The sequence below is a fragment of the Pseudomonas sp. SA195 genome (genome assembly GCF_054131565.1).
In genome coordinates this window covers 1772843-1791260 of sequence record NZ_CP096392.1, presented here as the reverse complement: position 1 = coordinate 1791260, position 18418 = coordinate 1772843, and the positions used below count along the sequence as shown (strand labels likewise).

The window sequence follows — 18418 nt, the reverse complement described above, 5'->3', positions numbered from 1 at the left end:
GTTGCCGAGCGGCGCATAGCTGGGGCCAGGCAAATCGATTAAAGTCGTGAACGCCCGGCAGCCATGCCGGCACGCCCCTCAAGAAGAGCTCAGCGATGGATCACCGTGACGCATTGGTCGCCCTGCGACAGTTCCTTTCCTCCCAAATTTTCGGCCAGGAACGGCTGGTCGAGCGCCTGCTGATCGCACTGCTCGCCGACGGCCATCTGCTCGTCGAAGGCGCACCGGGCCTGGCCAAGACGCGCGCTATCAAGGAATTGGCAGGTGGGCTAGAGGCAGAGTTCCATCGTATCCAATTCACGCCGGACCTTTTGCCCGCCGACATCACCGGCACCGAGATCTATCGCCCCGAAACCGGGAGCTTTGTGTTCCAACAGGGGCCGATCTTCCACAACCTCGTGCTGGCCGATGAAATCAACCGCGCGCCAGCCAAGGTGCAGTCCGCGCTGCTCGAGGCGATGGCCGAGCGGCAGGTCAGCGTCGGGCGCAGCACCTATGACCTGTCGCCACTGTTTCTCGTCATGGCGACGCAGAACCCCATCGAGCAGGAAGGCACCTATCCCTTACCGGAAGCGCAGCTCGACCGCTTCCTTCTGCACGTCAAGCTCGGCTTCCCGGACGCCTCCGTGGAGCGGCGCATCCTGCAACAGGCACGGGGCGAAGCCATCAACGGCGAAACGCCGCCCGAGCACCGGGTGTCGCAACAAGCGATCTTCGCCGCGCGCAAGGAAATCCTCGGGCTCTACATGGCCGATGCGGTGGAGGAATACCTGGTGCAACTGGTCATGGCGACCCGCACCCCGGCCAAATTCGATGCCGAGCTGGCCAGCTGGATTGCCTACGGCGCGAGCCCGCGCGGCTCGATTTCGCTGGATCGCTGCGCCCGTGCGCATGCCTGGCTGGCGGGTCGGGACTTCGTCAGCCCGGAAGACATCCAGGCCATGTTCTTCGACGTACTGCGCCATCGCCTGATTCTGTCATTCGAGGCGGAAGCCGCCGGAATCGACCAGGATCGCGTGCTGCAACGCATTCTCGACGTGGTCGCGGTGGCCTGATGCAACCGGCACCCTCGGCCCAGGCGGGCCGGAGCAGCAACGGCTTGGATGCGGGAAGCCCATCCGGCATTCGCATTACGCTCGCCGAACTGATCGACATCCGCCATCGCATTCGGGAAGTACCGCTGTTCTCCACGCCACATCGCCGCAGCCCGCTGGTCGGCCTGCACCATTCCAAGTTGCGCGGTCGTGGCGTCGACTTCGATCAAGTGCGTATTTACCAGGCCGGAGACGATGTCCGCACCATTGATTGGCGCGTCACCGCCCGCACGCAGGAACCCCATACCAAGCTCTTTCATGAGGAGCGCGAGCGGCCGATTTACCTGCTCGTTGAACAGAGCAGCCGACTGTTTTTCGGCAGCGGCCTGGCCTTCAAATCAGTGCTGGCCGCGCAGGCCGCGAGCCTGGTCGGTTGGGCGGCTCTGAGCCACAACGATCGTGTCGGCGGCCTGGTATTCGGCCAGGGCGATCACCACGAGATCAAGCCGCGCCGCAGCAAGCAGAGCCTGCTCCAGCTGCTTGACCGCCTGGCCCGCGCCAACGCTCGGCTGGAAGCCGACGCGTTCCACTACCCGGATGCGTTTGGCATGGCGCTGCGCCGCGCACGCGAGGTGCTGCGCCCCGGGAGCCTGGCCGTCATCGTTTGCGACGAGCGCACCCTCGGCGACGCCGCCGAGCAGCAATTGGCCCTTTTGGCCCGCCATGTCGACCTGCTCCTGATTCCCGTATTCGATCCCCTGGACCGTGCCCTGCCGGCAGCCGGCCTGCTGCGTTTTGCCCAGGCCGGTGCCCGACTGGAGCTCGACACCCATGACGCGGCCCTGCGTCAGGCCTACCGAGACCAGGGCGAAGAAAGACGTGCGCGCTGGCAGCGCCTGGCTGACCGCCTGCGCCTGCCGCTGATGCCTCTGGATGCGCATCGCGAGCTGATCGAGCAACTGCGCGAACACTTGAGCGTGCAGCTCCCAGGTGCATCCCGATGAGCCTCGTCGCACAGCTGGACCCGCTGATTCAGCCCGCACCGGTGAGCGCCTGGCCGCCGGCGCCTGGCTGGTGGTTTCTCGCCGCCTTCGCGTTGACGCTCCTTCTCCTGGTACGCACCCGCCCCTGGCGCCGCCTGGTCCGCACGCCCCAGGCGGCACCCGGCACCCCGCTCGACCCGCAACGCCAGATCGCGCTCGACGAACTGGCCCAACTTCGCAAACCCTACGACGGCCAGCCGGCCAACCAGTGGTTGCAACAACTCAACGGATTGCTAAAGCGCCTCTGCCGCATCCGCTACCCGGACGACAGCCCCCATACGCTGAGCGGCCGAGCCTGGCTGGCCTTTCTCGACAGCCGCTGCCCCTCCGCCGGCCTGACGCGTTGGATGGTGCTGGTCGAAGGGCTCTACCGCGCCGAGTGCCGGCTGGACGACAAAGCCATCGAAGGGCTGGAGCAAGCGGTGCAGATCTGGATTCGCAAACATGTTTGAGCTGGCATGGCCGTGGGTTTTCCTGCTCATGCCGCTGCCGTGGCTGCTGCGCTGGCTACTGCCCGCCGCGGACAGCGGCGACGCGGCGCTCAAAGTCAGCTTCCTCGGTGAGCTGGAAGCCTTGTCCGGGCGCCGCGCCCAAGCATCGCTGCCCGGGTGGCGCCTGCAACTGCCCTACCTGCTCGTCTGGCTGTTGCTGCTGAGCGCCGCGGCGCGTCCGCAATGGCTGGGCGAGCCGCTGCCCCTACCGACCACAGGTCGCGACCTGCTGCTGGCGGTCGACGTTTCCGGCTCGATGGATTTCCCCGACATGCTGTGGGAAGGCGAGGAAATTAGCCGTCTGGATCTGGTCAAGCGATTGATCGGCGACTTCATCACCGAGCGCAATGGAGACCGCGTCGGGTTGATCCTCTTTGGCAGCCAAGCCTATCTGCAAGCCCCCCTGACCTTCGACCGGCAGACCGTTCGCACCTGGCTCGACGAGGCCGTGATTGGCATCGCCGGCAACAATACGGCAATTGGCGATGCCATTGGGCTTGGCGTCAAGCGCCTGCGTGAGCGCCCCGCCAACAGCCGTGTGCTCATTCTCATCACGGACGGCGCCAACAACGGCGGCGAAGTCGAACCGCTGCTTGCGGCGCGCATGGCTGCCAGCGAGCAGGTGCGAGTGCACACGCTGGGCATCGGCGCCGACATCGAACCCGGTGGCGTGATCGACCGCTTTGGTTTCAACCCCGGCGGCGACCTGGACGAAACCACCCTGCGCTCCGTCGCCGACATCACCGGCGGGGAGTATTTTCGCGCCCGTTCCTCTGAGGAACTACGCGCCATAGGCGCCACCCTCGACCGCATCGAGCCCGCGGCTCAGCAGCCCGCCCAGGCCCGCCTCGCCGACACTCTCTACGCATGGCCACTCGCCGCTGCGCTGCTGCTGAGCGTCGCGCTGGTGGTGCGTCGGCTCTGGCCCTTGTGGAACCCGGCTGGAGGCCAACGCCCATGAGCGAATGGCTTCCCCACCTGATGCGGCCGTACTGGCTGCTCGCCCTACCGGGATTGGCCTGGCTGCTGTGGCGCCTATGGCACCGGCAGCGCCGCATCGGCCGCTGGCAACGCCTGTTGCCGCCGCATTTCCATGCCGCCTTGCTGACACGCGGCAAGCTGCGTAATAGCCGCCTGCCCTGGCTTATTCTCGGCAGCGCCTGGCTGCTGACCTGCCTCGCGCTGCTCGGGCCGAGTTGGCAAAAAGCCGAGCAACCCGGCATGTCGCGGCTCGATCCGCTGGTCATTCTGCTCGACCTGACCCCGACCATGCTGGCCTCCGACGTCAGTCCGACCCGCCTGGAAGCGGCCAAGCGCAAGGTCGTCGACCTCCTGCAGGTCCGCCAGGACGCGCAGACGGCCATCGTCGTCTACGCCGGCAGCGCACACACGCTGGTGCCGCTGAGCAACGACGTGGCCACCGCACGCAACCTGCTCGATGCCCTCGAGCCTGACCTGATGCCCGAGCCTGGCCATCGGGCGGACCTGGCCGTCGCCCAAGGCATCGAGCTGCTGGAGCGAGGCGCTAACGGTCGTGGGCGCCTGCTGCTGATTGGCAGCAGCTTGGCCGAACAGGAGCGCGCCGGCATTGAAGAACAGCTGGAAGACAGTCCTCTGCGGCTGATGATCCTAGGCATCGGCACCGAACAGGGCGCGCCCATCGCTCGCGAGGACGGCAGCTTTATCAAGGACGAACGCGGCGCCATTCTAATCCCGCGGCTGGACAGCCCCGGCATCCGTCGCTTCGCCAGCAGCATCGGTGGGCGCTATCAGCAGTCGCGTCTCGATGACGAAGACCTGCGCGGCCTCGGCCTGCTCGACAGCCAGGGCAACCTGAGCGCCCGTGAGGACAGCGTGCAGCTGAGCGCCTGGCTGGACCAGGGCCATTGGCTGCTGGTCCCGGTGCTGCTGCTCGCCGCCTGCGCCGGGCGCCGTGGCTGGTTGTTCGGCCTGGCGCTGCTCGTCTGGCTGCCTCAACCGGGCTACGCCGTGACGCTGCAGGACCTGTGGCTCAGGCCGGATCAGCAAGGCGAACGGCTGCTCCAGTCGCAGCGCGCGGCCGAAGCGGCGGAACGCTTCGAGAACCCGCGCTGGCAGGGCTTTGCGCGTTACCAGGCCGGTGACTATTCCGGTGCCGTGGAGAGTTTCACGCATGGCGACACCGCGGCAGATCACTACAACCGCGGCAATGCGTTAGCGGGCGATGATCAATTGGAAGCGGCCATCGAAGCCTACGACCAGGCCCTCGAGCAAGACCCGGGGCTCGAATCGGCCCGCCGCAACCGCGCCCTCGTCGAGCAAGCGTTGCACGAGCGCAGCCAGGCGTCGCAGGCAGACACAAGCGAGGATGCCTCGTCGAGCGAGACTGACGCCGACGACAGACCCCAGGACGACGAACGCCAAGCGGGGCAATCCACACCGCCGCGCCAACCCAATGAACGCAATCCGAGCGGCGCGGCAGCCGAGGAACAGGCGCAGCAGCCATTGCAGCCCGAGCAGGCCGAGTCGCAAGCCACCGAGACTTCGCAAGCAGGCGATGAGCAGGCGTTGGCGCAGGGCGAAGCGCCGCCGTTGAGCCCCGAAGAGGACCAGGCCATGAACCAGTGGCTACGCAAGATTCCCGACAATCCCGGCGAGCTGCTGCGCCGCAAATTCCTCTACGAACAACGTAAGCGCCAGGAGCTGGCTCGATGATCCGTGCAACCCTCTTGGCAGTCCTCCTGCTGCTCAGCCTGCCGGGCCAGGCGACCGGTCTGAGCGCGCGAGTCGACCGCACCCAGCTCAGCCTTGACGAGACAGTCGAACTGACCCTCGAGTCCAGCGACGCGACCGTATTCGGCAAGCCGGACCTGCAGCCGTTGCACGCACTGTTCAAGGTATTCGGCACGCGGCAATCGAACCAGCTGTCCGGCAGCAGCGGCGAAGCACGTGCGGTCACTCAGTGGCAGGTCACATTGCAACCGCGCCAGGCCGGCTACGTGATCATCCCGCCGTTACAACTGGGCGACTGGCGCAGCGAACCCATTACCTTGCATGTCAGCGAACCGGGCGATGATGACAGCAGCCAGCTCGCCCCAATCTTTATCGATGCCAGCCTCGACCAGGACAGCGTCTATGTGCAGGCCCAGGTCGTGCTGACACTGAGGATCTACCATTCCGTCTCGCTCTACGACGACAGCACCCTCTCGCCGTTGCAGATGCCCGATGCGCTGGTCGAGCGTCTGGGTGAGCCCAGAACCTACGAAAAGGACATCAACGGCATCCGCCACGGTGTGATCGAGGTGCGCTATGCACTCTTCCCACAAAAAAGCGGTGAGCTGACCATTCCGGCACAACTGTTCAGCGCGACCACCGTCGCCCCCGCCACCGGCGACTATTTTGGCTCACGCTTCGGCCGCTCGACGCAGGTCAAGTCGCCGACCATACCGCTTCAGGTCAAACCCAAACCGGCCGAATACCCAGCGGATGCACCCTGGTTGCCGGCCAGCAACCTGACGCTGGTCGAAGCCTGGAGCCCTGAGCCCGCCGACGCCCAGCTTGGCGAGGCTCTGACCCGTAGCCTCTTGCTCAAGGCCGAGGGGCTTTCCGCCTCCCAACTGCCGCCGATCGACATACCCAAGGTTGCCGGCCTGCGCGGTTACCCCGACCAGCCCAGCCTCAACAATGAGATTGGTGCAGCGGGCATCACCGGTAGCCGCGAGCAACGCGAAGCCCTCGTCGCCACCCGCGCAGGTGATTTCGAGCTGCCGACAGTCGAGCTGGTCTGGTGGAACACCCGGGAGGATCGCCTGGAGCGCACCACCCTACCGGCTCGGCCATTGCTCGTCGCCGACAATCCCGACCTGCAGCAGCCGGACATCGACGTCTCGCAGGCGACCGAACCCACACGGCAGGCCCTGCTTTGGCCCTGGCAACTGAGCAGCGCGCTGCTCTTGCTGACCACCCTGCTCGGCTTCGGGCTCTGGCTACATGCGCGCCGTCAACCGGCCGTGGCCCGCAACGTCCAGGTTGGGCCGACCCCGCGCTCGCTGCTCGAAGACCTCAAGCGCGCCTGCCTCGCCAATGACACCCAGGCGACTCGCCACGCACTGGATGCCTGGGCTCGTCAGCAGCCTGAGACGCTTGCCGATATGGCGGCCCGCTTCGTGCCGCTGTCCGACGCGCTCGATGGCCTCAATGGCGCGCTCTACAGCGAGACCGGCCAGCGCTGGCAGGGCGAGGCGCTGTGGCTGGCCATCAAGAACCTGCCGCCCCGGCAAGCGGGCGAAACCGAGCAGGACGCCACCCCGCTTCCTCCGCTATATCCCCGCTGAGCCCACCTGCATCCTTCCAAGCCTTGGCATGTGGCTTGCTTTGCCAGCCATATTCTCAGCAAGCGCGCGTCTGGCCTTACAGCCCGCGCGCCGCATGACAAGGCAGCGCATCCATGACCGATCTACCCTTCGCTCCCCGGCCCGACCCGTATGCGTGGGTCGCTGGCAGCGACGCGCCTGAAAAGCACGTCGTCAACCTCGGCTTCATGGCGCTTACCGACGCCGCCTCACTGATTGTCGCCGCGACCCAGGGCTTCGCCCAACCTTACGGCCTGACTCTGAATCTGCAGCGGCAAAGCTCCTGGTCGAACATCCGGGACAAGCTGATCGAGGGCGAACTGGATGCGGCCCACGGCCTGTACGGATTGATTTACGCCGTGCATCTGGGCATCGGTGGCAGCGCACCGGTAGACATGGCCGTGCTCATGGGCCTAGCCCAGAACGGGCAGAGCATCAGCCTCTCCAGCACGCTCAAGGCTGCTGGCGTGACCGATCCCGAGGCGCTCGGCACTTGCGTGCGCCAGAGTGGTGCAAAGCTGACCCTCGCCCAGACCTTTCCCACTGGCACCCACGCGCTCTGGCTCTACTACTGGCTTGCCGCGTACGGCATCCACCCGCTCAAGGACGTACGCACCCTCGTGGTGCCGCCGTCGCAGATGGTCGCCCACCTGCGTGCACGACGAATCGACGGCTTCTGCGCGGGAGAGCCCTGGGGAGCGCAGGCGATTCAGGAAGACATGGGCTTTACGCTGGCAACCAGCCAGTCGATCTGGCCAGACCACCCAGAAAAAGTGCTCGGCTGCACCCGCGCCTTCGTCGAGCAGTACCCCAACACTGCACGCGCGCTGGTCATGGCGATCCTAGAAGCCAGCCGTTTCATCGACGAGAGCCAGGAAAACCGCCGCAGCACTGCCCAGCTCATCGCCGGGCACGAGTATGTCGACGCGCCCCTTTCGGCCATCGAACCGCGCTTCCTCGGTCAATACGAGGATGGGCTTGGCCATGCGTGGCTGGACAAGCACCCGCTGCGCTTCTTCGGCAACGGCGAAGTGAACATGCCCTACCACTCCGACGGCCTCTGGTTCATGACTCAGCTTCGCCGCTGGGGTTTGCTTCGCGAAGATCCCGACTACCTCGCAATCGCCCAGCGCGTTCAACAGACAAGCCTGTATAGGGATGCCGCGTCAGCGTTGGACATCGCCGTACCCGCCTCGGCAATGCGCAGCGCGGTGCTAATGGATGGCAGCCGCTGGGATGGCAGCGATCCAGCCGGCTATGCGCGCAGCTTCGCCCTGCATGCACTGGCCGACCACCTCGCCTACCCAGAGCCTTGCTAGGGAGATCGCCATGCTCCGCGTCCTCTTGATCGACGACACTCCACGCAAGGTCGGCCGCTTGCGCGCCGCCCTCATCGAAGCCGGCTTCGAAGTCATAGAGGAGTCCGGCCTGACCATTGACCTGCCCGAGCGCGTCGAAGCCATCCGCCCGGACGTAGTGCTGATCGATACCGACTCGCCCGGCCGCGACGTAATGGAACAGGTCGTCATGGTCAGCCGCGACCAGCCCCGACCCATCGTCATGTTTACTGATGACAGTAATCCCGACGCCATGCGCCAGGCGATCCGCGCAGGGGTCAGCGCCTACATTGTCGAAGGCATCCAGGCCCAGCGCCTCAAACCCATCCTTGAGGTCGCCATGGCTCGCTTCGAAAGCGACCAGGCCATCCGCGCCCAACTCCACGCACGTGACCAACAACTGCTCGAACGCAAGCGCATCGAGCTGGCCAAAGGCATGCTGATGAAAATGCGCAGCTGCAACGAGGAAGAGGCCTACACCCTCATGCGCCGCCAGGCCATGAGCCGCCAACAGAAACTGATCCAGGTGGCCGAACAGATCATCGCGATGAATGATCTGCTGGGGCAGTAGCACTCGAACTACCCTGGCCACCGTCCGGTGGGCAGTAGACCCTATGTGTTCCGGCCGTCGCAGTGACCACGTGGCTGTCCCATGCGCGGTTGTCGCTCTGACCTGGCTGCTGACCCGTCGCAAATCAGTCAGTTAGATAACTGCTAGCTGCTCCTGCCCAGTTGCTTCAACGAGGCACACCCTTTTTGCGCTTGTAGATAGGCAGCATTGACACACCCACCGTATCGACCTATAACGAACATGTTCATAAATGATCAACAACAATAAAGGACGTGTCACATGCGCCGTATCGACCTGCATTGCTACCCCAACACTCAGCGCTGGATTGATTGTCAGGGACCTTATGTCAAGGCCCTTGCGGAATACTGGAACCGCGACTGGTCAGCCAAGACCGAGGAAGACGTAGTTCGCGAATTTCAGGCAGCCGGCATCGAAGCCGTGCTGGTTGCGCTGGACCTTCGCACCACCATCAACACGGTGCCGTGCGACAACGACTACGTGGCCGGAATGCGGGATCGTCACGACTGCATCATCCAGGCCTGGGGCGCGGTGGAACCTGCCATGGGCCAGATGGCGATTGACGAGGCCAAGCACGCCATTCGCGACCTTGACATGCTCGGCTTTCATTTCCATCCGATCATGCAGCACTTCAGCGTCGACGATCAGCGCTACTACCCGCTCTGGGAAGAGATCAGTGCGATGAAGGTGCCGGTGATGATCGACGTTGGCATGACCGGCATGGGCGCAGGGATGCCAGGCGGCATGGGCGCCAAGACTCGACATGCACACCCCTCCTCCATCGATACGCTGGCTGCGGACTTTCCCGACATGACTATCGTCATGGCCCATCCCGGTTATCCTTGGATCGACGAAACCACTGTGTGCGCTCTGCACAAGGGCAACGTGTTTTGGGAGATGTCCGGATGGGCACCGAAATATCTGCCCGAAGCGCTCAAGCGCGATATCCGCGGGCGGCTCAAGCACAAGGTCATGTTCGGCAGCGACTACCCGAGCATCCCTCACGAGCGGCTGTTCCGCGAGTGGAGCGAGCTGGGCTACTCGGACGAAATGCTCGAGCTGTTCTTCCACAAGAACGCCGAACGCGTCTTGGGACTGTAACCGTGAGCACGCTGCAGGTCACCACCGAGCGCCGCGGGCATGTGTTGCATATCTGCATCAACCGGCCCGAGGTGCGTAATGCGCTGGCGCCGAGCACGTATCACCAGCTCAGCCTGGCGCTGGATGAGCTGGAAAACGACTCGGCGTTATGGGCGGGTGTCTTGACCGGTGCCGGCGAGCAAGCCTTCAGCGCAGGTCGGGATCTCAAGCAACTCGCCGCCATGACCGAGGCCACTGACGAACAGAAGGAAGAAGAGGCACAGCTTTGGCGCAGCACCACACGCCTGACCGATCGCTTCGATTTCTCCAAGCCGCTGGTGGCGCGGCTCAATGGGTCCGCCTACGGCGGCGGCCTGGAGTTGGCATTGGCCTGCGACATCATTGTTGCAGTCGAGCATGCCGAACTGGCCCTACCCGAGCCGAAGCGTGGTCTGATTGCAACCGCGGGCGGCGTGCACCGTCTGCCACGGCAGATCGGCTTGAAAGCGGCCATGGGCTTCCTCTTGACCGGGCGTTCCATGACCGCTCAGCGCGGCTACGAGTTGGGTCTGATCAACCAGGTAGTGCCCTCAGCCGAGCTGGACGATGCGGTCGCCGCATGGGTAGACGACATTCTCGCCTGTGCGCCGCTCGCGGTTCGCTCGACCAAGGCGTGCGCAATGCAGGGGCTGGACCTGCCCCTGCGTGAAGCCATGGCACGGCAGTATGAAGCGGAGACCATTCGCCAAAGGAGTCAGGACAGCGTGGAAGGCCCGCGCGCCTTCGCACAGAAACGGCCGCCGCGCTGGCTTGGCCAATGAGTGATCGGGGCGCCGGTAGGCAATTCCACGATTGTTGACCGGCGACCCGCATCGCCCCGATTGCTTGACCGAAAAGAAAAAGATCGCTGTTCGCATGGCAGCGCGACGGTGCTGCTACCTGAATAAAAACAATCACAGGTGCTACTCATGAACACGTCACAACGCTCCAATCGAGGCTGGTTCTACGGATGGTGGGTGGTCTGCGCCTCCGTCGTCGGCATGATCGTCAGCCAGGGTCCGGTCCTGGTCTTTACCTTCGGCATTTTCATGAAGCCACTGGGCGCCGAATTCGGCTGGACCCGCTCGCAGATCTCTTTGGCGCTGACCGTCTCGATTCTTTCTGCTGCTTTTTTTACACCCTGGGTTGGCCGACTGGTCGACCGTTACGGGGCACGCCAGGTAACGATTCCGGCGCTGATACTGTTTGGCCTCGGTGTAGCGAGCCTGGCGTTCCTGCCTGCAAACCTGGTGGTTTTCTACCTATGGTTCTGCTGCATCGGCATTTTGTCTGCCGGTGGCACACCGACTGCTTACGCCAAAGCCATCAGTCATTGGTTCATTCGTCGACGTGGCCTCGCGCTGGGTCTGAGCATGGCCGGTATCGGGCTTGGCGCAGCCTTCATGCCTATCGTCGCGCAACACGCCGTAGGTGCGATCGGCTGGCGTGGGGGATTTGCCGTCATCGGTGCGGTAGTGCTGGTCGGCATGCTGATCGTTGCGTTGAAACTGCGTAATTGTCCGGCAGACATGGGCCTGCACGCGGACAACGACCAGCCAATCTCCGGGAAACAACGCGTCGTCGCCGGCCTCAGCAGTCGCCAGTCGATGCGCACCAAAAACTTCTGGCTGATTGCTGTCTCGTTTTTTCTCGCGGCGCTGGCCATCAATGGGTGCTCAGTCCATTTCGTGCCGATGCTGACCGACCGAGGCGTCAGCCCGCAGGATGCCGCGCAGACCGCAGCCGTGATCGGTATGGCCCTTATTGTCGGGCGCGTCGCTGCAGGCTTTCTGCTCGACTACCTGTTCGCCCCCTTCGTGACATTGTTTTTCTTCAGCGGCCCGGTGATTGGCATCCTGTTGCTCTACGGCGGTGCCACCGGTGGCGAGGCGGTGCTCTGCGCCGCGCTGATCGGGCTGGGTGTCGGTGCCGAAGTCGACCTGATTGCCTATCTGGCCTCCCGCTACTTCGGCCTGAAGGCATTCGGCGAAGTCTACGGCTACCTCTTCGCTATCTTCTGTGTCGGCACTGCGCTAGGCCCGCTGCTTATGGGGACGGGGCAGACCTTGCTCGGCAGCTACGACCTGGTGCTCCTGCTGTTCGTTGGCTGCATGCTCGCCGCCTGCGTGCTGATCTGCTGCGTAGGCCGCTACCCCGACCTGTCGCAGCCCGAATCGCCCACGGCCGCGCAAGGCCAGGCCAGCTCCGCACTGCCTTCCTGACGCAACCTGCTCGTGCGCGGCCTCAAACCAGGCCGTGCATGAGCAAATGCAGGCGCTTCATTAGCTCATTCAGCCCGTCTTCAGGGTTTACAGATGCGTCGGCCAGCCACATCCGGATCTCCGCGGCCAGCAGATAGAAGATCGTCTTAGCGATAAAGGCGTCATCTTCGCCCGCGGTCACCTCTCCCCGCTCGCGTGCTTGCTTTACCAGTTCGGCTATGCACTCGATGGTCTTCGCGCGTGTCGCCTGAAAGCGCTCGCTTTGCATGCCGGTCGTATAGAAGGTGATCTCGCGGGTAACGTCGCGCGACAGCACCTTGTCCTGCCCGTAGAACTCGAAGAATTGGCGCAGCGCCAGCTTCAGGTTATCCAGCAGACCGGACGTTGGATCGCAGCCGGAAAACGCCCTGTCCGTCAGCTCCGCGAGGTCGTCATTGACCACCATGAACAGCAGGTCGCGCTTGTCAGTCGCGTAGAGGAACAGCGTGGAGAGCCCCACGTCAGCTTCCTGGGCGATCTGCCGTGTGGTGGTCGGCTCGAAGCCGTTTTCGGTAAATAGCTTGCGGGCCGCGGCGCGGATACGCAGGAATTTGTCCAGTTTGTTGCGCTCGCGCAGGTTCATCGGCGGCTTTTCGTTAAGCATTTAATTCTTTCCTATCAAAAGGTTGCAGCTCAGCACAGCGTTTCGCGGGAAATCTTTGGCGAGCGGACGTTGACAACCACTTGTATCACACCTAAAACTGAACATGTTCACTTATAAACAAAAACCGGAGTTGAACATGGACAAGAATAACAAGGTTGCCCTGGTCACGGGCTCGGCTTCTGGGATCGGGTCGACGGTGGCTGTCACGCTGGCAAAAGCGGGCTACGACGTGATCGTCAACTACAGTCGCAACGCCGAATCGGCACAGGCCACGGTCGCTGCATGCGAGGCGGCCGGCGCGCGGACGCTGCTGGTCAAGTGCGATGTGTCCGACGAGGCAAGCGTCATAGCGATGATGGAGACCATCAAACAGCACTACAGCCGCCTGGACGTGGTATGCAGCAACGCAGGCGTCTCCATCGACACTCCGCCCAAGCGCTTTCACGAAATCGATGTGAATGACTGGGATCGGGTGTTTTCGGTCAACGTCCGTGGCCTGTTCCTCGTGGCCAAGCACACGCGCGAGCTGCTGCTCGAAGCCGAGAAGCCTTGCATGGTCAACACCGCGTCGATCGTCGGCATGCGGCCCGGCGCGCAGCCGTTGCCCTACTCGGCCTCCAAGGCTGCGGTGATCAGCATGACCCAGACGCTGGCCAATGCGCTGGGGCCAAAAGTGCGGGTCAATGCCATCGCCCCCGGCTGGATGGAAGGCGACTGGATGAAGTGGATGCTTCAGGACAACTACGACAAGCTCATGACCCGCCGTGCCCGCGCCACCCCGCTGCAGCGCTGCGTGACCATGGAAGATGTCGCCGAAGTCGTGCTCACTCTCATCGAGCACATGCACTTCGTGACCGGCGAAACGATCGTTATCGACGGCGGCTTCGCCAAGACCACCTGAGCGCGCCCGCGCCCCTCGAAGCCCCGCTTCGAATGCCTTGAACAACAACGACAACATCGAGGATTCAGACGATGGACGGATTTGTGCCGTTTCCGGAAAGCTACGCTCAGCGATATCGCGCCGAGGGCTACTGGAAAGACAGAACCATTGCCCAGACGCTTGCCGAAGTCTGCGAGCGCTACGCGGAGCGCGTCGCCGTATGCGATGCCCATACCGAACTGACCTACCACGCACTGGACCAGAGTGCCACGCGCCTGGCACTCAACCTGCTCGACACCGGCCTTGAGCCCGGCGACATCGTCGTGTTGCAGCTGGGCAATGTGCTGGAGTTCGTGCAGGTCTACCTGGCCCTGCAAAAAATTGGCGTGCGACCGATCCTGGCCCTGCACACCCATCGCTATCGTGAGCTGCGCCAGTTCGTGGCGCTGTCCGGCGCTACCGCCACGATCACCGCGGACCGGGCCAAGGACTGCGATTTCATCGATATCGTCAACCGCGTGGAGGCCGACACCGACAGCATTCGCCTGAAGATTGTCCTCGGCGACACGCCCGAGGGCTTCGTTTCGTTGCGTGAGCTGATCGCCGCCGAACCGCGCCGTGACGTTGCCGAGCTCGATGCCATCCAGGCCGGCATCGACCCGTGCAGCCCCGCACTGTTCCTGCTCTCCGGTGGCACCACGGGCATCCCGAAAATGATCCCGCGCACCCATAACGACTACATCTGCAACTCCACGCTGGCGACCCGCTACACCGGCATCGACGAGCATTCGGTGCTGCTCGATGTACTGCCCATCGCACACAATCTGCCGCTGGCCTGCCCCGGCTTGCAGGGCTTCATGCTCAAGGGGGCCAAGGTAGTGGTGCACAACAGCACCCGCGCCGAGGAAGTCTTTCCGTTGATCGAGCGGTTCGGCGTCACCCACATCCACGTGGTGCCGGCGCTGCTGATCATGTGGATGAACGATCCGAAAGTCGGCGAGTACAACCTCGACAGCGTGCGTGTGATCCAGTCCGGCGGCCAACGCCTGCAACCCGAAACACGTGGGCTGACCGAGAAGGTGCTGCGCAACTGCACCGTGCAGGAAAACTTCGGCATGGCCGAGGGGCTGCTGATGTTCGTGCGTCTGGACGACCCGCTCGACGTGCGGCGCCAGTCTGTCGGCCGGCCGGTATGCGAAGCCGACGAAGTTCTGCTGCTCGACGATAACGATCAGCCGGTGCCGGACGGCGTGCCGGGCGAGCTGTGCTGCCGCGGCCCCTATACCCTGCGCGGTTACTTTAACGCCCCCGAGCACAACGCCCGCGCTTTCACCCCGGAAGGTTTTTACCGCTCAGGCGACATGATGCGGCGCCTGCCCTCGGGCAATTTCGTGGTCGAGGGACGCAAGAAGGACCTGATCAACCGCGGTGGCGAGAAAATCTCTGCCGAAGAGATTGAAAACCTCATCCTCGGCCATCCGGCGGTGACCAACGTCGCCTGCGTCGCCATGCCGGACCCGGTGCTGGGCGAGAAGATGTGCGCGTTCGTCATTCTCAAGCCCGGTCGCAGCCTGGCGCTATTGGAGCTGGTGGAATTCCTCCAGGCTGAGGAAATCGCCCGTTTCAAACTGCCCGAGCGCCTGGAAGTGGTCGACAGCTTTCCGCTTTCGACCTTCGGCAAAGTCTCGAAGAAGGACCTGGTCGAGCGGGTCACCGCCAAGCTGCAGGAGGAAGCGGCGTGAGTACCTTCATCGAGTACGCGCAGCAAGGTGCCGTGGTCACGCTGACCATGCAAGCGCCAGAGCAGCACAACGCACTGACGAGCCAGGCGCAGTTCGAGGCGTTCGGCGAGGTGTGCGACCGCATCAACCGGGACGCTGACGTCAAGGTGGTGGTCCTTACCGGCGCTGGCAAATCCTTCTGTGCCGGCGGCAATGTCAAGGACATGAAGGCGCGCGCCGGCCTGTTCGCGGGCGATCCCTATCGCCTGCGTCAGGGCTATCGCCACGGCATTCAGCAGATACCGCTGGCGGTGTACCGGCTGGAGGTGCCGACCATTGCTGCAATCAACGGCCCTGCCATCGGCGCCGGTTGCGACCTGGCGCTGATGTGCGACATGCGCATCGCTTCGACCCGCGCGCGGTTTGCCGAAAGCTTCGTCAAGCTTGGGATCATCCCCGGCGACGGCGGCGCCTGGCTGCTGCCACGGGCACTGGACAACCTGTCGCGCGCCTATGAACTGGCCTTCACCGGGGATGCGATCGATGCGGCGACGGCCCTGGACTACGGGCTGGTCTCGCAGGTCGTCGAGCCGGACGCGCTGATGCAGACGGCGCAAGCGCTGGCCGAACGCATCGCTGCCAACCCCGGACACGCCTTGCGCCTGACCAAGACGCTGCTGCGCGAAAGTCAGCATCAACGCCTTGAGCCGATCCTCGAACTGTCCGCGGCCTACCAGGCCCTTTCCCATCACACCGAGGACCACAGGGCGATCATGCAGTCGCTTTGATGCCAGGAGAAATGCCGAAATGAACGAAGCCTGCATCGTTTCCTATGCGCGAACGCCCATCGCAAAAGCCTACCGGGGGGCGTTCAACATCACGCCCATGCCCAGTCTCGCCGCGCCGGTATTCCAGGCCGCACTGGCGCGAGCCGGGCTGGTTGGGGAAAGCATAGAAGAGGTCATCATGGGCTGCGGACGCCCTGAAGGCACCCAAGGCAAGAACGTCGCCCGCATCGCGCTGCTGCGGGCCGGTCTGCCAGACAGCGTTGCGGCCGTGACGGTCAGCCGACATTGCGGCTCAGGGCTGCAAGCCATCGCAGCGGCAGCGCAGCGGATCATTGTCGATGGCACACCGACGATGCTCGCCGCCGGTGGCGAGTCGATCAGCCTGGTGCAGAACGAACACACCAATGAATTCCATGGCCGCGATCCATGGCTGCTGGAGCATCGCCCCGACGCCTATATCAGCATGCTGGAAACGGCCGAAGTCGTGGCGCAGCGTTATGGCATCAGCCGCGCCGACCAGGACGACTACGCACTGAGCAGCCAGCGGCGCACCGCACAGGCACAGCGCGACGGCTTGTTCGACGACGAAATCGTGCCGATCGAGACGGTCAAGCAGGTCTTGGACAAATCCCAGTACGAATGCCGGCAGGAATCCATACGACTGGACCGAGACGAATGCAACCGCCCCGACACCCGCGCGGAGCAATTGCGTGGGTTGAAGCCGGTGCTCGACGGGGACGGCCGCACCGTCACGGCCGGCAACGCGTCCCAGCTAAGCGATGGCGTGGCCGCGTGCGTGTTGATGAGCCGCGAGGAGGCGGATCGTCATGGTCGCAAGCCACTCGGGTTCTTCCGCGGTTTGGCCAGTGCTGGCTGCGCACCGGATGAAATGGGCATAGGCCCCGTTCTCGCCGTCCCTCGGCTGCTGGCCAGGCATGGGCTTTCGGTGCGCGACATCGACCTGTGGGAGCTCAACGAAGCCTTCGCCTCGCAAGTGCTCCATTGCCAGCGCCAGCTCGGCATCCCGCTGGACCGGCTCAACGTAAACGGCGGCGCCATCGCGCTGGGCCATCCCTACGGCATGTCGGGGGCGCGGCTGGTCGGGCATGCACTGCTCGAAGGGCGCCGTCGTGGTGCGCGCCTGGTGGTGGTCACCATGTGCGTCGGTGGCGGCCAGGGCCTGGCCGGGCTGTTCGAGGTCTGCCATGACTAGCTGATCGCCGCCCGACGCCTCCCGGTTGAACAACAAAAACAAAAAAGGAAACCATGATGAAAAAGCACCTCTCAGCGCCCCGTCGCGGCGCCACTTTCGCGTTGCTGGCGCTTCCATTGATAGCGCCACTCGCCGGCGCCTCCGAAACCAACGGCAGCCCGTACCCGGTTGGCGTGGACACCAATCTCAGCGGCCTGATGCTGCCCGAAGGGCTCAACACCCTGCTCTATTACTCGCACTATTCGGCGGACAAGATCACCGATGGCAACGGCGACGAGCGCGCCGCCGTGGCGCGCTACAAGATCGAGGCGGACGTGGTCGCAGCCCGATTCAGCTATGTCTGGCCGGGTGTGCGCTGGCTCGGCGCGAATGTCGAGACGCGCCTGGTGCTGGTCGTGCCGACGCTGGACCTCACGCTGGATGTAAATCGTCCAGGCGGTTTGCCACCGCTGGACCGTGGCGGCTCGACAACCAATCTGGGCGACACGACATTCGCGCCCGTGCTGCTCGGCTGGCACAGCCCGACGCTGCACCAGATTGCCGGCGTCGAGAGCTTCCTGCCCACCGGCGAATACGATGCCGACGAACCAGTCAACGCGGGGCGTAATCAGTTTCAGGTAGCGCCTTTCTACGGCGTCACCTGGTTTCCGAACAAGCACTGGGAAGCCAGCGCCAAGGTTCGCTACGCATTCAACTCGACCAACACCGATACCGACTACCGCTCCGGTGACGAGCTGACACTTGAGTTCAGCGGCGGCTACCGCCTGACCGACAATCTCTCGATGGGCCTCAATGGCTACTGGTTCAACCAGACCACCGACGATGAGATCGACGGGCAAGCACTCGCCGATGGCGGCAATCGCGGCAATGTCAAGGCGCTCGGCCCATACGTCTCCTACCGCTTCGCGCCGAACTTCGCACTGGTGGCCAAGATGCAGAAGGAATTCGATGCGGAGAATCGGCCGGAAGGCACCCGCCTCTGGCTGCAGGCGCGGCTGCCTTTCTAG

At 64.0% G+C, this 18418-nt stretch carries 17 protein-coding genes; 16 read left to right on the top strand and 1 reads right to left on the bottom strand.

What is annotated here, in order from left to right; all coding sequences use genetic code 11:
- Nucleotides 1-95: 95 nt before the first annotated feature.
- From M1D78_RS08330 to M1D78_RS08280, 11 genes are all read left to right on the top strand, one after another.
- Nucleotides 96-1055, top strand: coding sequence for an AAA family ATPase (locus tag M1D78_RS08330; protein ID WP_437419691.1), 960 nt, complete (start codon nucleotides 96-98; stop codon nucleotides 1053-1055).
- Complete coding sequence (locus tag M1D78_RS08325) at nucleotides 1055-2038, top strand: DUF58 domain-containing protein (protein WP_437419692.1); 984 nt, start codon at nucleotides 1055-1057, stop codon at nucleotides 2036-2038. The genes M1D78_RS08330 and M1D78_RS08325 overlap by 1 nt, the downstream gene beginning before the upstream one ends.
- Nucleotides 2035-2529, top strand: coding sequence for a DUF4381 domain-containing protein (locus M1D78_RS08320; RefSeq protein ID WP_437419693.1), 495 nt, complete (start codon nucleotides 2035-2037; stop codon nucleotides 2527-2529). Before M1D78_RS08325 ends, M1D78_RS08320 begins: the two co-directional genes overlap by 4 nt.
- Nucleotides 2522-3529, top strand: a complete 1008-nt coding sequence (locus M1D78_RS08315; protein ID WP_437419694.1) for a vWA domain-containing protein — start codon at nucleotides 2522-2524, stop codon at nucleotides 3527-3529. The genes M1D78_RS08320 and M1D78_RS08315 overlap by 8 nt, the downstream gene beginning before the upstream one ends.
- Entirely contained in the window at nucleotides 3526-5262 is a 1737-nt protein-coding gene (locus M1D78_RS08310) for a VWA domain-containing protein (RefSeq protein WP_437419695.1), read from the top strand. The genes M1D78_RS08315 and M1D78_RS08310 overlap by 4 nt, the downstream gene beginning before the upstream one ends.
- The gene (locus tag M1D78_RS08305; RefSeq protein WP_437419696.1) at nucleotides 5259-6881 is read left to right on the top strand and encodes a BatD family protein; all 1623 of its coding nucleotides are present in this window, start codon (nucleotides 5259-5261) and stop codon (nucleotides 6879-6881) included. Before M1D78_RS08310 ends, M1D78_RS08305 begins: the two co-directional genes overlap by 4 nt.
- Nucleotides 6882-6994: 113 nt before the next feature.
- Nucleotides 6995-8218, top strand: coding sequence for a CmpA/NrtA family ABC transporter substrate-binding protein (locus tag M1D78_RS08300; RefSeq protein ID WP_437419697.1), 1224 nt, complete (start codon nucleotides 6995-6997; stop codon nucleotides 8216-8218).
- A gap of 10 nt (nucleotides 8219-8228) precedes the next feature.
- Nucleotides 8229-8807: an ANTAR domain-containing response regulator gene (locus M1D78_RS08295; RefSeq protein WP_437419698.1), complete on the top strand. Its 579-nt coding sequence runs from the start codon at nucleotides 8229-8231 to the stop codon at nucleotides 8805-8807.
- Between the two features lie 279 nt (nucleotides 8808-9086).
- Nucleotides 9087-9926 (top strand): amidohydrolase family protein, encoded by an 840-nt coding sequence (locus tag M1D78_RS08290; protein WP_437419699.1) that lies wholly within the window; start codon nucleotides 9087-9089, stop codon nucleotides 9924-9926.
- 2 nt (nucleotides 9927-9928) lie between these two features.
- Entirely contained in the window at nucleotides 9929-10726 is a 798-nt protein-coding gene (locus M1D78_RS08285; protein ID WP_437419700.1) for an enoyl-CoA hydratase-related protein, read from the top strand.
- Nucleotides 10727-10873: 147 nt separating this feature from the next.
- The gene (locus tag M1D78_RS08280) at nucleotides 10874-12166 is read left to right on the top strand and encodes an MFS transporter (RefSeq protein WP_437419701.1); all 1293 of its coding nucleotides are present in this window, start codon (nucleotides 10874-10876) and stop codon (nucleotides 12164-12166) included.
- A 22-nt stretch (nucleotides 12167-12188) separates the two neighbouring features.
- Here M1D78_RS08280 and M1D78_RS08275 read toward each other — a convergent pair whose 3' ends face one another.
- Complete coding sequence (locus M1D78_RS08275) at nucleotides 12189-12809, bottom strand: TetR/AcrR family transcriptional regulator (protein ID WP_437419702.1); 621 nt, start codon at nucleotides 12807-12809, stop codon at nucleotides 12189-12191.
- A gap of 136 nt (nucleotides 12810-12945) precedes the next feature.
- Between M1D78_RS08275 and M1D78_RS08270 the strand changes: the two genes are divergently transcribed.
- The 5 genes from M1D78_RS08270 (at nucleotide 12946) to M1D78_RS08250 (ending at nucleotide 18418) form a co-directional block, all read left to right on the top strand.
- Entirely contained in the window at nucleotides 12946-13710 is a 765-nt protein-coding gene (locus M1D78_RS08270) for an SDR family NAD(P)-dependent oxidoreductase (protein WP_437419703.1), read from the top strand.
- A gap of 71 nt (nucleotides 13711-13781) precedes the next feature.
- Nucleotides 13782-15431 (top strand): (2,3-dihydroxybenzoyl)adenylate synthase, encoded by a 1650-nt coding sequence (locus tag M1D78_RS08265; RefSeq protein WP_437419704.1) that lies wholly within the window; start codon nucleotides 13782-13784, stop codon nucleotides 15429-15431.
- A complete protein-coding gene (locus M1D78_RS08260; protein ID WP_437419705.1) occupies nucleotides 15428-16198 on the top strand; it encodes a crotonase/enoyl-CoA hydratase family protein in 771 nt (256 codons plus the stop codon). The genes M1D78_RS08265 and M1D78_RS08260 overlap by 4 nt, the downstream gene beginning before the upstream one ends.
- Before the next feature lie 19 nt (nucleotides 16199-16217).
- Complete coding sequence (locus M1D78_RS08255) at nucleotides 16218-17411, top strand: acetyl-CoA C-acyltransferase (RefSeq protein WP_437419706.1); 1194 nt, start codon at nucleotides 16218-16220, stop codon at nucleotides 17409-17411.
- Nucleotides 17412-17467: 56 nt separating this feature from the next.
- Nucleotides 17468-18418 (top strand): SphA family protein, encoded by a 951-nt coding sequence (locus M1D78_RS08250; protein ID WP_437419707.1) that lies wholly within the window; start codon nucleotides 17468-17470, stop codon nucleotides 18416-18418.

Excerpts from the sequence above, each read along its gene's own strand:
- M1D78_RS08290 (WP_437419699.1), top strand. The coding sequence starts at position 9,087 with ATGCGCCGTATCGACCTGCATTGCTACCCCAACACTCAGCGCTGGATT.
- M1D78_RS08300 (WP_437419697.1), top strand. The coding sequence starts at position 6,995 with ATGACCGATCTACCCTTCGCTCCCCGGCCCGACCCGTATGCGTGGGTC.
- M1D78_RS08255 (WP_437419706.1), top strand. The coding sequence starts at position 16,218 with ATGAACGAAGCCTGCATCGTTTCCTATGCGCGAACGCCCATCGCAAAA.
- M1D78_RS08330 (WP_437419691.1), top strand. The coding sequence starts at position 96 with ATGGATCACCGTGACGCATTGGTCGCCCTGCGACAGTTCCTTTCCTCC.
- M1D78_RS08250 (WP_437419707.1), top strand. The coding sequence starts at position 17,468 with ATGAAAAAGCACCTCTCAGCGCCCCGTCGCGGCGCCACTTTCGCGTTG.
- M1D78_RS08320 (WP_437419693.1), top strand. The coding sequence starts at position 2,035 with ATGAGCCTCGTCGCACAGCTGGACCCGCTGATTCAGCCCGCACCGGTG.
- M1D78_RS08280 (WP_437419701.1), top strand. The coding sequence starts at position 10,874 with ATGAACACGTCACAACGCTCCAATCGAGGCTGGTTCTACGGATGGTGG.
- M1D78_RS08265 (WP_437419704.1), top strand. The coding sequence starts at position 13,782 with ATGGACGGATTTGTGCCGTTTCCGGAAAGCTACGCTCAGCGATATCGC.
- M1D78_RS08295 (WP_437419698.1), top strand. The coding sequence starts at position 8,229 with ATGCTCCGCGTCCTCTTGATCGACGACACTCCACGCAAGGTCGGCCGC.
- M1D78_RS08275 (WP_437419702.1), bottom strand. The coding sequence starts at position 12,809 with ATGCTTAACGAAAAGCCGCCGATGAACCTGCGCGAGCGCAACAAACTG.
- M1D78_RS08325 (WP_437419692.1), top strand. The coding sequence starts at position 1,055 with ATGCAACCGGCACCCTCGGCCCAGGCGGGCCGGAGCAGCAACGGCTTG.
- M1D78_RS08310 (WP_437419695.1), top strand. The coding sequence starts at position 3,526 with ATGAGCGAATGGCTTCCCCACCTGATGCGGCCGTACTGGCTGCTCGCC.
- M1D78_RS08305 (WP_437419696.1), top strand. The coding sequence starts at position 5,259 with ATGATCCGTGCAACCCTCTTGGCAGTCCTCCTGCTGCTCAGCCTGCCG.
- M1D78_RS08315 (WP_437419694.1), top strand. The coding sequence starts at position 2,522 with ATGTTTGAGCTGGCATGGCCGTGGGTTTTCCTGCTCATGCCGCTGCCG.
- M1D78_RS08270 (WP_437419703.1), top strand. The coding sequence starts at position 12,946 with ATGGACAAGAATAACAAGGTTGCCCTGGTCACGGGCTCGGCTTCTGGG.